Annotated in this window: 12 protein-coding genes; 8 read left to right on the top strand and 4 right to left on the bottom strand. The window is 71.9% G+C overall.

What is annotated here, in order from left to right; translation table 11 throughout:
* Positions 1 to 63 precede the first annotated feature (63 nt).
* Entirely contained in the window at positions 64 to 1,221 is a 1,158-nt protein-coding gene (locus tag ACRAWC_RS14220) for a TIGR03364 family FAD-dependent oxidoreductase (RefSeq protein ID WP_431348308.1), read from the bottom strand.
* Positions 1,222 to 1,388: 167 nt separating this feature from the next.
* On the opposite strand from ACRAWC_RS14220, the gene kynA reads away from it, so the two are divergent.
* The 6 genes from kynA to purQ are packed head-to-tail and all read left to right on the top strand — an operon-like array spanning position 1,389 to position 6,524.
* Positions 1,389 to 2,249: a tryptophan 2,3-dioxygenase gene (gene kynA / locus ACRAWC_RS14215; RefSeq protein ID WP_431348307.1), complete on the top strand. Its 861-nt coding sequence runs from the start codon at positions 1,389 to 1,391 to the stop codon at positions 2,247 to 2,249.
* Entirely contained in the window at positions 2,246 to 3,325 is a 1,080-nt protein-coding gene (locus tag ACRAWC_RS14210) for a hypothetical protein (RefSeq protein WP_431348306.1), read from the top strand. The genes kynA and ACRAWC_RS14210 overlap by 4 nt, the downstream gene beginning before the upstream one ends.
* Positions 3,322 to 4,659: a kynureninase gene (locus tag ACRAWC_RS14205; protein WP_431348305.1), complete on the top strand. Its 1,338-nt coding sequence runs from the start codon at positions 3,322 to 3,324 to the stop codon at positions 4,657 to 4,659. The genes ACRAWC_RS14210 and ACRAWC_RS14205 overlap by 4 nt, the downstream gene beginning before the upstream one ends.
* Complete coding sequence (locus tag ACRAWC_RS14200) at positions 4,656 to 5,525, top strand: PaaX family transcriptional regulator (RefSeq protein WP_431348304.1); 870 nt, start codon at positions 4,656 to 4,658, stop codon at positions 5,523 to 5,525. Before ACRAWC_RS14205 ends, ACRAWC_RS14200 begins: the two co-directional genes overlap by 4 nt.
* 43 nt (positions 5,526 to 5,568) lie before the next feature.
* Positions 5,569 to 5,826: a phosphoribosylformylglycinamidine synthase subunit PurS gene (purS, locus tag ACRAWC_RS14195; RefSeq protein ID WP_431348303.1), complete on the top strand. Its 258-nt coding sequence runs from the start codon at positions 5,569 to 5,571 to the stop codon at positions 5,824 to 5,826.
* On the top strand, positions 5,826 to 6,524 hold the full coding sequence (gene purQ, locus ACRAWC_RS14190) for a phosphoribosylformylglycinamidine synthase subunit PurQ (protein WP_431348302.1): 699 nt from the start codon (positions 5,826 to 5,828) through the stop codon (positions 6,522 to 6,524). Before purS ends, purQ begins: the two co-directional genes overlap by 1 nt.
* Before the next feature lie 82 nt (positions 6,525 to 6,606).
* On the opposite strand, the gene ACRAWC_RS14185 is transcribed toward purQ, so the two are convergent.
* Positions 6,607 to 7,401 (bottom strand): helix-turn-helix transcriptional regulator, encoded by a 795-nt coding sequence (locus tag ACRAWC_RS14185; protein ID WP_431348301.1) that lies wholly within the window; start codon positions 7,399 to 7,401, stop codon positions 6,607 to 6,609.
* 77 nt (positions 7,402 to 7,478) lie between these two features.
* On the opposite strand from ACRAWC_RS14185, the gene ilvD reads away from it, so the two are divergent.
* Complete coding sequence (ilvD, locus tag ACRAWC_RS14180) at positions 7,479 to 9,344, top strand: dihydroxy-acid dehydratase (protein ID WP_431348300.1); 1,866 nt, start codon at positions 7,479 to 7,481, stop codon at positions 9,342 to 9,344.
* Between the two features lie 104 nt (positions 9,345 to 9,448).
* Here ilvD and ACRAWC_RS14175 read toward each other — a convergent pair whose 3' ends face one another.
* The gene (locus tag ACRAWC_RS14175) at positions 9,449 to 9,817 is read right to left on the bottom strand and encodes a TfoX/Sxy family protein (protein WP_431348299.1); all 369 of its coding nucleotides are present in this window, start codon (positions 9,815 to 9,817) and stop codon (positions 9,449 to 9,451) included.
* A 138-nt stretch (positions 9,818 to 9,955) separates the two neighbouring features.
* On the opposite strand from ACRAWC_RS14175, the gene purL reads away from it, so the two are divergent.
* Positions 9,956 to 12,274, top strand: coding sequence for a phosphoribosylformylglycinamidine synthase subunit PurL (purL, locus tag ACRAWC_RS14170; protein ID WP_431348298.1), 2,319 nt, complete (start codon positions 9,956 to 9,958; stop codon positions 12,272 to 12,274).
* On the opposite strand, the gene ACRAWC_RS14165 is transcribed toward purL, so the two are convergent.
* Complete coding sequence (locus ACRAWC_RS14165; protein ID WP_431348297.1) at positions 12,271 to 13,230, bottom strand: DMT family transporter; 960 nt, start codon at positions 13,228 to 13,230, stop codon at positions 12,271 to 12,273. The two genes, purL and ACRAWC_RS14165, sit on opposite strands and share 4 nt — an antisense overlap.
* Positions 13,231 to 13,235 lie beyond the last annotated feature (5 nt).

Below are 13,235 nucleotides of genomic sequence, written 5' to 3'. Positions count from 1 at the left end.
TGCCTTTCTGTGCGGGGCTTGGGTGGTCGGCGGGGATGCGGGGCGCGGTGCGGTCCGGTGCGATCACCGTGTGCGCGCAGCCCCGGCGGCGGTCAGCACTCCCGGCGCGGTGGCGAACAGCTCGTCCACCACGCGGTCGGCGAGGCCGAGCCCGGTGGTCATCCCGATGCCGGAGGTCACCGAGACGACGCGGACGGACGGCGCGGGTGAGGACACGAGGAAGTCGTCGGTGGCCGACGCGTGGACTCCTTGCCAGCGTTCGAGCACGCGCACGCGACCGAGGCCGAACAGCGCCCGCGCGCCGTCCAGCAGCAGCTCGAACGCGGTCTCCGACTGGAACGGCGGCACGTCGTCGCCGCTCCGCCTGGCCGCGCCGAGCAGGACGGAGCCGTCCGGCCGCTGGGCGAACACCTGGTCGATGTCGAACGCGGCCAGGTCGGGACGCTCGGCGGCGAGGCGGTCCCGGAGCACGTCGATGCCGGGGACGCGCCCGAGCCCGGGGGCCCGCACCAGGGATCGCGCGGTCAGCACGGGCGCCGTCAGCGGTCGTTCGAAGTCGCCCTCCACGAGCAGCATGTCGAGCCCGGAGCGCTGGATGCCGTGGGCCTCCGCGATGCCCGGGAACAGCCGGTCGACCTCGTGGTCGACGGCGACCACGACAGCGTCGGCGGAGACGCGCCCTCGCGACGTGTGCACCCGGCCGGTCTCGACGCCGGTCACGGTGGTGTGCCAGAAGAAGTCGACCCCGTGCGCGTCGAGCCAGCGCGCGATCGCCGGCGCGGTCTCCCGCGGGTCGACTTGCAGGTCGCTGGGGAAGAAGGCGCCCCCGACGGCGATGCCGTCGGCGACGGGCACACGCTCGCGCACGTCGGCGGGGGTGAGCATCCGAACGCTGTGACCTCCGCGCGTCTCGCGGAACTCTTCGAGCACGGCCTGCTCGTCCGGCGCCTGAGCGACGACGACGGTGCCGGCCTCGCTGAGCCAGAATCCCGCCTCCACGGCCAGCGTGAGCCAGAGCTCGCGGCCGAGTTCCGCGTACGCCCTCGCCTCGCCCTCCTGGCCGGTGATGCAGAGGTGGCCGAAGCCGCGGACCGAGGCCCCGTCCACCCCGGTGGCGCGATCCACCACCGCCACGGTCAGCCCGCGCCGGAGCGCCGCAACCGCATGCCCGAGCCCGACGATGCCTCCGCCGACGATCGCGAGGTCGTAGTGCCTGCCCATTCCCGTCTCCCGTCCGCAGGAAGTCCCGGCACGACGGTAGAAGCCGGCGACGACGGAGGCGGCAACTCCCGGTAACCGGGCGGTGAACGGCAGCGAACGTCCGCGTGCCGGGCGTCGAGCGCCGATGGGCTGTTGCACTTCCCTGACGACCGGCGCAGAATTGCAACATGACGTCGAACCAGAACACGCGCGAGTTCGATCCGGACATCGTCACGGACTTCCGCGAACGCATGTCGTACGGGTCGTACCTCGACCTCGGCACGCTGCTCAGCGCGCAGAAGCCGGTCAGCGTGCCGGAGCACCACGACGAACTGCTGTTCATCATCCAGCACCAGACCACGGAGCTCTGGCTGAAGCTCGTGCTGCACGAGCTGGAGTCCGCGCGCGACCTGCTGCGCGCGGACGAGCTGCAACCGGCCCTCAAGCGCATCGCGCGCGTCAAGCACGTCCAGAAGACGCTGACGGAGCAGTGGTCGGTGCTGGCGACGCTCACGCCGACCGAGTACGCGCAGTTCCGCGGTTTCCTCGGCAACTCGTCGGGGTTCCAGTCGTACCAGTACCGCGCCGTGGAGTTCGTGCTCGGCAACAAGAACCGCCGGATGCTGTCGGTATTCCGCGAGGACCCGGGCGCGCTCGCGCTGCTCACCGAGCTGCTGGAGGCGCCGAGCGTCTACGACGAGTTCCTGCGCTACCTGGCGCGCGCGGGGCACGCGGTGCCCGCGTCGCTGCTCGACCGCGACGTCACCGAGGCCCACGTCTTCACCCCCGAGCTCGTCCCGGTGTTCCGCGACATCTACGAGCACGCGTCGGAGCATTGGAGCGAGTACGAGGCGTGCGAGGAGTTCGTGGACCTGGAGGACAACTTCCAGCTCTGGCGCTTCCGCCACCTGAAGACCGTGCAGCGCACCATCGGCATGAAGACCGGCACCGGAGGCTCCACCGGCGTCAGCTTCCTGCAGAAAGCGCTCGACCTCACCTTCTTCCCGGAGTTGTTCGCGGTGCGGACGGAGATCGGAGCGCCGGAGTGAGCGATGCCCGATCACAGGCCCCGACCATCCAGGTGGACGCCGCCTGGAGCGGTTGGGGGTTCGACGGCCCGGCGACCTTCCGGATCGACGGCGAGCGCCTCGTGCCCGTCGCCGCTCCCGCAGCCGCGTCGTCCCCTGACGACCCCACGCCACCGCTGTCACTGGGCGGAACGCTCTTCCCGTCGCTGACCGACCATCACACGCACCTCGGCCTCACCGACCCCCGCACGCTCTTCGCCGGCGGCATCACGCACGCGGTCGACCTCGGCTGGATCCCGAGCGTCGCGACCTCCTGGCTGGCCGACCACCCGGGTCTTCCGGCGGTCGCGATCGCGGGCGCATTGATCACCGCCCCGGGCGGCTACCCGGTGGCGTCCGGCTGGGCGCCAGAGGGCGCAGCGCTGGAGGTCGGCGGCCCGCGGGAGGCCAGGGATGCGGTGCGGAAACAGGTCATGCTGGGAGCCTCACGGATCAAGGTCGCGCTCAACACCGATGCGGGCGAAACCGTGGACAACTCGACCCTGGCCGCGATTGTGGCGGAATCCCACGCCACCGGCCGCCCCGTCGTCGCGCACGTGCAGGGCCCCGGCCAGACCGCCCGCGCGGTGGCTGCCGGTGTCGATCAGCTCGCGCACACCCCGTTCACCGAACGGCTCGACGACGCGCTCGTCGCGGAGTCCGTCCGCCGCGGGATGACGTGGATCAGCACCCTGGACATCCACGGCTGGGGCATCCCGACCGAGCACTACCGGGTCGCCGTCGACAACCTGCGCCGGTTCGCCGGCGCCGGCGGAAGTGTGCTGTACGGCACCGACCTCGGCAACGGCGACCTCCCCGTCGGCGTCGACGCGCGCGAGCTCGCCGCGCTGCAGGAGGCCGGGCTGACCGGCGCGGCACTCGTGCGCACGATCGCAGGCGAACCGACTGCGTCCCTCGGCCCGCGCGTCGCCTGGATCCCCACCCCGCCTCCGGCCGACCACCGCGACCTGCCCGCCTGGCTCGCCACCGCCCGCGGCGTACGCGTCCCCGACCTCCTCACCCTCCCCTCCCGACCGCTTGGACAGGACACCCCATGACCGACATCCCCGACGACCTGTTCGCCTACGACCCGCTCGACGACGAGGCCGCCGAAGCCGCTGCCGACACGCTCGCCGGCGACCCCCTCGACGCCGCGCGCGCCCTCGACGCCGCCGACCCGCTCGCCCACTACCGCGACCGGTTCGTGGGCGTCACCGCGACCGCGCCCGCCGACCTCGGCACCGCGACCCCGGTCGTCGCGTACTTCGACGGCAACTCCCTCGGGCGCCCCACGCTCGCCGGCATCGAACGCATCCAGCGGTTCCTCGTGGAGAGCTGGGGCGGCCGCCTGATCCGCGGCTGGGACGAGGAGTGGATGGAGCTGCCGTTCCGCATCGGCGACACGCTCGGCGAGACCGCGCTCGGCGCTGCGGCCGGGCAGGCCTTCATCGGCGACTCCACGACCGTGCTCCTCTACAAGCTGGCGCGCGCCGCCGTCGACTCGCTGCCCGAACGCAGCGAGATCGTGCTCGACACCGACAACTTCCCGACGGACCGCTACGTGCTCGACGGCATTGCGCGCGAACGCGGGCTCTCGCTGGTCTGGATCGAGGCGGACACCGAGTCCGGCGTGACGCCCGAGCAGGTCGCGGCGGCGGTCGGGCCGCGCACGGCGCTCGTCGTGCTCAGCCACGTCGCGTACCGCTCCGGGTTCCTCGCCGACGCGCGCGCGATCACGCGCATCGTCCACGACGTGGGAGCCCTCGTGCTGTGGGACCTCTGCCACTCCGCCGGCTCGGTGCCCGTCGAGCTCGACGCGTGGGACGCCGACCTGGCCGTCGGCTGCACCTACAAGTACCTGAACGGCGGCCCCGGCTCGCCCGCGTTCGGCTACGTGAACAGCCGCCTCCAACGCCGGCTCGAACAGCCGATCCAGGGCTGGATGGGCGTGCGCGACGTGTTCCTGATGGGGCCGGAGTACCAGCCGGCGGACGGCGTCCGGCGCTTCATCTCCGGGACGCCGCCGATCGTGGGGATGCTCGCCCTCCAGGACACCATCGCGATGATCGCGGAGTGCGGGATCGACGCGGTGCGCGCGAAGTCGGTCGCTCTCACGACGTTCGCCGTCCGGCTCGCCGACACCTGGCTGACCCCGCTCGGCGTCACGCTCGCCAGCCCGCGCGACCCATCGCAGCGCGGCGGGCACGTCACCCTCGACCACCCGGCGATGCGGGAGGTCACGGCCCGGCTCTGGGAGCGCGACGTCATCCCCGACTACCGCGACCCGGACGGCCTCCGGATCGGGCTCTCGCCGCTCAGCACGAGCTTCGAGGAGGTCGCGGTCGGGCTGGCGGCGGTGCGGGATGTGCTGGGGCAGCTGATCGCGGAATGAGCGCGCCGGTGGACGGGTCGGCACGGGAGGCAGCCGCCCGCGAGGACCTCGAAGCCCGCAGCGGTTCGGCCACCGCCATGCTCCGCACGGTCGTCGGCAGCACGCTGCGCCCGCTCGGCGGCTGGATGAGCGCCGCCGGCGCCGCGGAGCTGATGGCCGCGCTCGGCGTCCCCGCGACCACCGCGCGCTCCAGCCTCGCGCGGCTGTGCACGCGAGGCGTCCTGGTCCGCGAGCCGCGCGACGGGGTCGCCGGCTACGCGCTCCACCCGGCCGCGGTACCGATGCTGGAGCGCGGGGACGCCCGTATCTTCGGCGAGCGCGCCGCGCCGGCCTCCTGGTGCCTGGTGTCGTTCTCGTTCCCCGAGCATCAGCGCTCGCAGCGGAACCGGCTGAGGCGGGCGCTCGCAGCGCTCGGCTGCGGAACGGTGGCCGACGGGCTCTGGATCGGCCCCGACAGCCTGGAGGGCGAACTCGCGGAGGTCGGGCGGGCGTTCGGCGCCGACCTGTTCAGCGGCGCGAAGCTCGCCGCCGACCCGTCCACCCCCGACCTCGCCTCCGCCGTCGCCCGCTGGTACGACCTCCCCGCCCTCCGCTCACTCCACGAGAGCTTCCTCGCCCGCTTTCAGAACACGCCGGCCCCGGTTGACGACCGTGACGCCTTCGCCCTGTGGATCCGCCTCCTGGACGAGTGGCGCGTCATCCCCTACCGCGACCCCGGCCTCCCCGCCGCCGCCCTCCCCGCCGACTGGCCGGGCGCCGCTTCCGCCGCCCTGTTCGCGCGCCTGCACGCCGGGCTCGCCGGCCGCGCGCTCGCCTTCGCGGCCCAGACCGCCCGGGCGGACCGAGGGCCCTCCGCCCCACGGTAGAATCGCTGTGGCCCGGATGCGCGAGTGGAGCGGAGATCACCCTTTGTCGACGATCGTTGTGGAAGTCATGCCTAAGGCTGAGCTGCTCGACCCGCAGGGCAAGGCCGTCGCCGGCGCCCTCGCGCGGATCGGCAAGGGCCAGTTCTCGGGAGTCCGCGTCGGCAAGCGGTTCGAGCTGACCGTCGACGGTCCGATCGACGACGCGACTCGCGCCGCGGTGACGGAGATCGCCAACGAGATCCTCTCCAACTCGGTGATCGAGGACGTGGTGGGCATCCACTACCCGGGCGTGGACGCCTGATGCGCATCGGCGTCATCACCTTCCCGGGCTCGCTCGACGACCGGGACGCGCTGCGCGCCGTCCGCATCGCCGGCGCCGAGCCGGTCGCGCTCTGGCACGGCGACCACGACCTCCAGGGTGTCGACGCGCTCGTGCTGCCCGGCGGGTTCAGCTACGGCGACTACCTGCGCTGCGGCGCCATCGCCTCCCTCTCGCCGATCATGACCGAGGTCGTGGACGCGGCAGGCAAGGGACTGCCGGTGCTCGGCATCTGCAACGGCTTCCAGATGCTCGCCGAGGCGCACCTCGTCGCCGGCGGCCTCATCCGGAACGACCACGGCAACTTCATCCGCCGCGACCAGCACCTCATCGTCGAGAACGCGGACACCCCGTGGACCAGCGGCTTCGAGCAGGGCCAGGAGATCGTCATCCCGCTCAAGAACGGCGAGGGCGGCTTCATCGCGTCGGCCGAGGAGCTGAAGCGGCTGGAGGGCGAAGGCCTCGTCGTCTTCCGCTACACCGGCGTGAACCCGAACGGCTCGCTGGACGACATCGCGGGCGTGCGCAACGAGCGCGGCAACGTGGTCGGCCTGATGCCGCACCCCGAGCACGCGGTCGAGCCCGGCTTCGGCCCCGACACCGCCGCCGCCATGCGCTCCGGCATCGACGGCCTCACCTTCTTCACCAGCGTTATCCGCTCCACCCTCGTCGAGGCCTAACCCGCCCAGCAGCCATCGCTTCCGCACTTTCTCCCGCAACACGCCGAGTGAAGGCGGGAGAAAGTGAGGAAGCGATGGCGGACTACGGGAGGCGCGTGTAGACGACCACGCGCAGGTCGGGGTGGTCGGACGGGGTGAGCTGGTGGTGCTCCAGGGTGACCTCGCCCTGACCCGGGTGCCGGAAGCGGCGCTCGCGTGACGCGAAGCCGCGGATGTCGTAGCGCTCCCACGCCGCGCGGAACGCGGGGCTGGCCTCCCGCAGCCGCTCCACCAGCGCTCGCACCGCCGGGTCGCCGGCCCGCGTGCCCGTCTCGGCCCGGAACTCGGCCAGGAAGCGCGCGCTCGTCTCCTCCCAGTCGGGCAGCAGCTCCCGCACCGCCGGGTCGGTGAAGACCAGCCAGAGCAGGTTGCGGTCCTCGCGCGCCGCGCGCGCGACGTTCGGATACAGGTCGGCGTACGCCGCGTTCCAGCCGGCGATCCCCCAGTCGGGCGCGAGCGCGAATGCCGGGTTGGCGCCGAGCGCGTCGAGAAGTCGCTGCACGTGCGCAGGAGCGTCCTCCACCGGCCGGGTCGGCACGAGGGAGGGGAGGCCGAAGCCGGCGAGCGAGAGCAGGTACTCGTGCTCGGGCGGCGAGAGCCGCAGGGTGCGGGCGACGGCGTCGAGCACCGCGCGGGACGGGTTGATCCGGCGCCCCTGCTCGAGCCAGGTGTACCAGGTGACGCTGACGCCGGAAAGGTAGGCGACCTCCTCGCGCCGCAGCGCGACGTCGCGCGAGCGGCCGACGGGCGGGAGGCCATAGTCGGCGCGGGGCGCCTGCTCGCGCCGGCTGCGCAGGAAGCGGCCGAGCTCGCCGCGGCGGTCGTCCTGTTCGGTCACGCGGTCGATACTAGTGCTGTCAGTACTAGTAGTGTTGCCGACTTCCGCGTGTTCACCCGTGCCCGCAGCATGGAAGCATGCCAGCCCTCCGCTCCCGCACTGTCACCCACGGCCGCAACATGGCCGGCGCCCGCGCGCTGCTGCGCGCCGCCGGCGTCGCCCGCGAGGACTTCGGCAAGCCGATCGTCGCCGTCGCGAACAGCTTCACCGAGTTCGTCCCCGGCCACACCCACCTGCAGCCGGTCGGCCGCATCGTGTCGCAGGCGGTCCAGGCCGCCGGCGGCATCCCGCGCGAGTTCAACACGATCGCGGTGGACGACGGGATCGCCATGGGCCACGGCGGGATGCTGTACTCGCTTCCGTCGCGCGAGCTGATCGCCGACTCCGTCGAGTACATGGTGAACGCCCACTGCGCCGACGCGCTGGTCTGCGTCTCCAACTGCGACAAGATCACGCCCGGCATGCTGCTGGCCGCGCTCCGCCTGAACATCCCGACCGTGTTCGTCTCGGGCGGCCCGATGGAGGGCGGCCGCACGGTGCTCGTGGACGGCACGGTCCGCAAGCTCGACCTCGTCTCTGCGATGGCCGACTCGGCGAACGACGCCGTCTCCGACGAGGACCTGCTGCGCGTCGAGGAGGCCGCCTGCCCGACCTGCGGCTCGTGCTCGGGGATGTTCACCGCGAACTCGATGAACTTCCTGGTCGAGGCGCTCGGCCTCGGCCTCCCGGGCAACGGCTCCACCCTCGCCACCCACACCGCGCGCCGCGCGCTCTACGAGAAGGCCGGCGCGACCGCGGTCGAACTCGCGCACCGCTACTACGACGGCGAGGACGCGTCGGTCCTCCCGCGATCGATCGCGACCCGGGAGGCCTTCGGCAACGCGATGGCGCTCGATATCGCGATGGGCGGCTCTACCAACACGATCCTGCACCTGCTCGCGGCCGCGCGCGAGGGCGGCATCGACTACGACCTGGACGACATCGACCGGCTCTCCCGCCGCGTCCCGTGCCTCAGCAAGGTCGCGCCCAACGGCGCGGCACTCGTGGAGGACGTGCACCGGGCGGGCGGCGTGCCCGCGCTGCTCGGCGAGCTCGACCGCGCCGGGCTTCTCGACCGCGGGGTGCACAGCATCCACGCTCCGTCGCTGGAGGCGTGGCTGGCGGACTGGGACATCCGCGGCGGCTCGGCGACGGACGAGGCGCTGGAGCTGTTCCATGCGGCACCGGGCGGGGTGCGCTCGGCGCAGGCGTCGTCCCAGTCCGAACGCTGGGAGTCGCTGGACACCGACGCTGCGGGCGGGGTGATCCGGGATGTCGCGCACGCCCACTCCGCGGACGGCGGCCTGGCGATCCTGCGCGGCAACCTGGCGCCGGACGCCTCCGTGGTGAAGACCGCGGGAGTGGACCCGAGCATCCTGATGTTCTCCGGACCGGCGGTCGTGGTCGAGTCGCAGGAGGAGGCCGTGGACGCCATCCTGACCAAGCGCGTGCAGGCCGGCGACGTCGTCGTGGTGCGCTACGAGGGCCCGCGCGGCGGGCCGGGGATGCAGGAGATGCTGTACCCGACCTCGTTCCTGAAGGGCCGCGGCCTGGGTGCGAAGTGCGCGCTGATCACTGACGGCCGGTTCTCCGGCGGCACGTCAGGGCTGTCGATCGGCCACGTCTCGCCCGAGGCGGCGGCCGGCGGCACGATCGCGCTGGTGGAGGACGGCGACACGATCACCATCGACGTCGCGGCGCGCAGCATCCGGCTGGAGGTGCCCGACGCCGAGCTCGACGCCCGCCGGGAGGCGCTGGCCGCGGGTCGCGGGTTCAAGCCGCTCGACCGGGAACGCCCGGTGTCGGCGGCACTGCGGGCGTACGCCGCGATGACCCTCTCCGCCGACCAGGGCGCCGCCCGCGACGTCGACCAGCTCATGCGAGCGGCCGTCCCGACCCCCTGAACGGCCTTCATAGACACAGGGGTCGCAACACGCCGTTTTGCAGCCGCCGAAGCGGCGTGTTGCGACCCCTGTCCGCGTTTCGGGGTCGGTCGTGTGGTGCTCGCTCACGGTTTGGGCGTGCGCGGCTTCTTCTCCTTCGGCGGCATTCTGCCGACCTGCTCCAGCGCGACGCCGATCCACTCACGGAGCAGGTCGGGCTCGGCGCGCCAGGCGTCCGGGAGGGCGACATAGCCGCCCATCGGACGCTCGGCCGGCCCGTACGGACCGGTGCCGTCGATCGCCTGCAGCTCCTCCCGCACGGCGTCGTCCGGGAGGCGCACCCCGACGCTCTCGCCGAACAGGCCGGCGAACATGTTGCCGTTCACGAATGCGCCCAGGTTGGCGAACATCGGCTTGACCTCGACGCCGGGGGCGTCGGGCACCACCGAGCGGAACAGCTCCATCGTCTCCTGCGACGGGCGTGGGATCTGCATGGTCGGCCTTCTTTCCTGCAAGAGAGGGTGTGCAACGACACCTCTGCACATCCTCTCATTCGCCCGGGACGGCGCGCCCTCGCACCCCGGTAGAATGGCTCCCATCCCCCGCCACCGCCAGCAGCCTGGAGTGCCCGCGTGACCGACACCACCGTCCAGCATGTCGTCGACACCGTCGCGAACGCCGCCGCGACTCCGGAGAAGGAGCAGCCGTACGCGGCGCTCGGCCTCAAGCCCGACGAGTACGCGCAGATCCGCGAGATCCTCGGCCGCCGCCCCACCTCGGGCGAGCTGGCCATGTACTCGGTGATGTGGTCGGAGCACTGCTCGTACAAGTCGTCCAAGATCTACCTGCGCCAGTTCGGGCAGAAGGTCACTCCGGCGATGAAGAAGAACCTCATGGTCGGCATGGGCGAGAACGCGGGCGTCGTGGACGTCGGCGAGGGCTGGGCGGTCACCTTCAAGGTGGAGTCGCACAACCACCCGTCGTACATCGAGCCGTTCCAGGGCGCGGCGACCGGCGTCGGCGGCATCGTCCGCGACATCATCTCGATGGGCGCCCGCCCGGTGGCGGTCATGGACCAGCTCCGCTTCGGCCGCATCGACGACCCCGACACGGCGCGCGTCGTGCACGGCGTCGTCTCCGGCATCTCGTTCTACGGCAATTGCCTGGGCCTCCCGAACATCGGCGGCGAGACCTACTTCGACTCCGTGTACCAGGGCAACCCGCTCGTCAACGCGCTGTCGGTGGGGGTGCTGCGGCATGAGGACCTCCACCTCGCCAACGCATCCGGCGCCGGCAACAAGGTCGTGCTGTTCGGCGCCCGCACCGGCGGCGACGGCATCGGCGGCGCGAGCATCCTGGCGTCCGACACGTTCTCCGCCGGCGGCCCGACCAAGCGGCCGGCCGTGCAGGTCGGTGACCCGTTCGCCGAGAAGGTGCTCATCGAGTGCTGCCTGGAGCTGTTCCGCGACAAGCTCGTGGAGGGCATCCAGGACCTCGGCGCAGCGGGCATCTCCTGCGCGACGAGCGAGCTGGCCTCCAACGGCGACGGCGGGATGTTCGTCGAGCTCGACAAGGTGCTGCTGCGCGACCCCACGCTCACGGCGGAGGAGATCCTGATGTCCGAGAGCCAGGAGCGCATGATGGCTGTCGTGAAGCCCGAGCTGCTCGACGCCTTCCTCGCCGTGACCGCGAAGTGGGATGTCGAGACCAGCGTGCTGGGCGAGGTCACCGAGACCGGCCGGCTCGTCATCAACTGGAAGGGCGAGGAGATCGTCAACGTCGACCCGCGCACCGTCGCGGTCGACGGCCCGGTGTACGAGCGCCCGGTCGCCTACCCGACCTGGATCGACGCCCTGCAGGCCGACACCGCCGCTGTGCTGGCGCGCCCGACCACCGGCGATGAGCTGCGCGAGCAGGTCCTGGCCCTCCTCGGCAGCGCCAACCTGGCCGACAAGAGCTGGATCACCGACCAGTACGACTACTTCGTCGGCGGCAACACCGCGCTCTCCTTCCCCGACGACTCCGGCATGATCCGCGTCGACGAGGAGAGCGGCCTCGGCTTCGCCATCGCGACCGACGCCAACGGCCGGTACTGCCAGCTCGACCCCAAGCAGGGCGCGAAGCTCGCCCTCGCCGAGGCGTACCGCAACGTGGCCGCCTCGGGCGCCGTGCCCGCCGCGGTCACCGACTGCCTCAACTTCGGCAGCCCGGAGAACCCCGAGGTGATGTGGCAGTTCTCGCAGGCGGTGGAGGGGCTCTCCGACGCCTGCCTGGAGCTCGAGATCCCGGTCACCGGCGGCAACGTGTCGTTCTACAACCAGACCGGCGACGTCCCGATCTTCCCGACCCCGGTCGTCGGCGTGCTCGGCGTGATCGATGATGTCGCCCGTCGTGTCCCGGCCGGCTGGCAGGACGAGGGCGAGAACATCTACCTTCTCGGCGTCACCCGCGAGGAGCTCGACGGCTCCGCCTGGGCCGGCACGGTGCACGGCCACCTCGGCGGACGCCCGCCGGCGGTCGACCTCGCGGCCGAGCGCACCCTGGCGGAGACGCTGCACGCGGCCTCCGTCGAGGGCCTGGTCTCGTCGGCGCACGACCTCGCGGACGGCGGCCTCGCCCAGGCGCTGGCCGAGAGCGTCATGCGGTTCGGCGTCGGCGCGCGTGTCTGGCTCGGCGAGCTGCAGGAGCGGGACGGCGTGGACGCCGCGACGGCGCTGTTCAGCGAGTCCACCGCCCGCGTCATCGTCTCGGTGCCGCGCGAGGACGACGTCAAGTTCCGCGGGCTCTGCGAGGGCCGCGGCGTGCCGCTCCTCCGCATCGGTGTCACCGACGCCGAGGTCGGCGCCCAGCCGGTGCTCGAGGTGCAGGACCTGTTCACGGTCGGCATCGAGGAGCTGCGCGGCGTGCACCGCTCGACGCTCCCGGAGCACTTCGGCCCGACGGTCGCCTAGCCTCCATCACGTTCGTGCCGAATGTCGACTTTGGCCGCGCTAGAGGCGACATTCGGCACAAATCTCGGCCGCGCTAGTCGCGTGAAGAGGCGGACGCGCTGCTGCGTCAGCAGGATGCCGCACAGCACGACAGCCGCCCCGACCGGCTCGTTCCAGCTCAGGTGCTCGCCGAGCACGAGGATGCCGAGCGCGACGCCGACCACCGGCGTCACGTAGGTGACCCCTGAGGTGGCGGTCGGTCCCCACGCCCGCAGGACGTTCATGTTCCAGATGTAGACCACGCCCGTCCCGAGCGCGCCCAGCGCCAGCAGGCTGAGCAGCACGGGCCAGCTGAACGAGATCGGCGACAGCGCCACGACCGGCGTCAGCAGCAGCATGATCACCGCTGCGAGGCCGATGTTGAGGAACGCCACCGAAGTGGCCGGGATGTCGCGGTGGCTGATGAACCGCCGGATGTATCCGAAGCTGAAGCCGTAGCAGGTGACGGCGCCCAGGCACGCGAGCTGCCCCCACACGCTCCCGGACAGCGCGGCGATCGTCCACGGCCCGACCACGACGACCACTCCCACGACGCCGACGAGCACACCGAGCACCTGGTCGCGGTTGAGCTTCTCGACGCGGAACGCGGCCGTCGCGAGGATCGCCGTCGTGATCGGCGTGACGGCGTTATAGATACTGGCAAGGCTGGAGGACACATACTGCTCCGCCCAGGCGAAGAGCAGGAACGGCACGACGCAGTAGGTGACCGCCACGACCGCGAAGTGCAGGTAGACGATCGGCTGCTTCGGGAGCCTGCTGCGCGTGGCAAGCACGATGATCCCGAGCGTCAGCGCCCCGAACACGAGGCGCGCCCACGCCACCTGCCCGAAGGAGACGCCCTCGAGCGCCACTTTCATGAACAGGAAGCTGGCGCCCCAGACGAGACCCATCGCGACGAACTGCAGAGCGACCTTCACTCGTC

The organism is Leifsonia sp. L25, from assembly GCF_050632895.1.
This window is presented reverse-complemented; position numbering and strand designations above follow the sequence as displayed.